We start from the raw sequence: 1,673 nt of genomic DNA on the forward strand, positions 1-1,673 counted from the left end.
GGTTACGAGTTGTCTATCGACGATTTGAAAAACTTCCGTCAGCTTCACTCTAAGACGCCAGGTCACCCAGAGTACGGTTACGCACCGGGTATAGAAACCACCACAGGCCCACTGGGTCAAGGTATTACTAACGCGGTGGGTATGGCACTGGCAGAGAAGACGCTAGCGGCACAGTTTAACAAAGACGGCCACGACATTGTTGACCACTTCACTTATGCCTTCATGGGTGACGGCTGTCTGATGGAAGGTATTTCTCACGAAGCGTGTTCTTTGGCGGGTACGCTAGGTCTAGGTAAGCTTATCGCATTCTGGGATGACAACGGCATCTCTATCGATGGTCACGTTGAAGGTTGGTTCTCTGACGATACACCTAAGCGTTTTGAAGCGTACGGTTGGCACGTCATTCCAGCAGTAGACGGTCACGACGCTGAAGCAATCAATGCCGCGATTGAGGCAGCTAAAGCAGACCCTCGTCCAACACTAATCTGTACTAAGACGATTATCGGTTTTGGTTCACCTAACAAATCGGGCTCGCACGACTGTCACGGTGCCCCACTAGGCGCTGAAGAAATTGCAGCCGCGCGTGAATTCTTGGGGTGGGAACACCCTGCGTTTGAAATCCCTGCTGATGTTTACGCACAGTGGGATGCAAAAGAAGCCGGCGCAGCGAAAGAAGCGGCTTGGAATGCTAAGTTCGACGCATACGCAGCGGCTTACCCTACAGAAGCAGCAGAGCTTAAGCGCCGTCTAAACGGTGAGCTACCAGCAGAGTGGGAAGAGAAAGCAAACGCAATCATTGCTGACCTGCAAGCAAACCCAGCCAACATTGCATCACGTAAAGCGTCGCAAAATGCGCTTGAAGCCTTCGGTGCTATGTTACCAGAGTTCCTAGGCGGCTCTGCTGACCTAGCACCTTCGAACCTGACTATGTGGTCTGGCTCTAAGTCACTAGAAGCGAACGACTTCTCTGGTAACTACATTCACTACGGTGTGCGTGAATTCGGTATGACTGCCATCATGAACGGTATTGCGCTACACGGTGGTTTCGTACCATACGGTGCGACGTTCTTGATGTTTATGGAGTACGCACGTAACGCAATGCGTATGGCTGCGCTGATGAAAGTGCAGAACATTCAAGTTTACACCCACGACTCTATCGGTCTTGGCGAAGATGGCCCAACTCACCAACCGGTTGAGCAAATGGCATCGCTACGTCTAACACCAAACATGAGCACATGGCGTCCATGTGACCAAGTGGAATCAGCAGTCGCTTGGAAACTGGCTATCGAGCGTAAAGATGCGCCTACAGCGCTAATCTTCTCTCGTCAAAATCTCGCTCAGCAAGAGCGTGACGCTGAACAAGTAGCCAACATTGCCAAAGGTGCTTACATCCTCAAAGATTGCGCAAGCAAGCCAGAGCTTATCCTTATCGCAACAGGCTCTGAAGTAGAGCTAGCGGTTGAAGCGGCAGCGCAGCTAACTGCTGAAGGTAAACAAGTACGCGTGGTTTCAATGCCATCTACTGATGCATTCGACAAGCAAGATGCGGCTTACCGCGAGTCTGTACTGCCATCAGACGTGACAGCACGTATCGCTATCGAAGCGGGTATTGCTGACTTCTGGTACAAGTACGTTGGCTTCGGTGGCAAGATCATCGGCATGACAACCTTCGG

1 protein-coding gene is annotated in these 1,673 nt (G+C 51.3%); it reads left to right on the forward strand.

The genetic code is table 11. The annotated features are described in order from the left end of the window. A partial coding sequence (gene tkt, locus TW81_RS12740) for a transketolase (RefSeq protein WP_045956111.1) occupies positions 1-1,673 on the forward strand: 1,673 nt, incomplete at both ends.

This window comes from Vibrio galatheae, assembly GCF_000967545.1.
In the GTDB taxonomy this organism is placed as follows: Bacteria; Pseudomonadota; Gammaproteobacteria; order Enterobacterales; family Vibrionaceae; genus Vibrio; species Vibrio galatheae.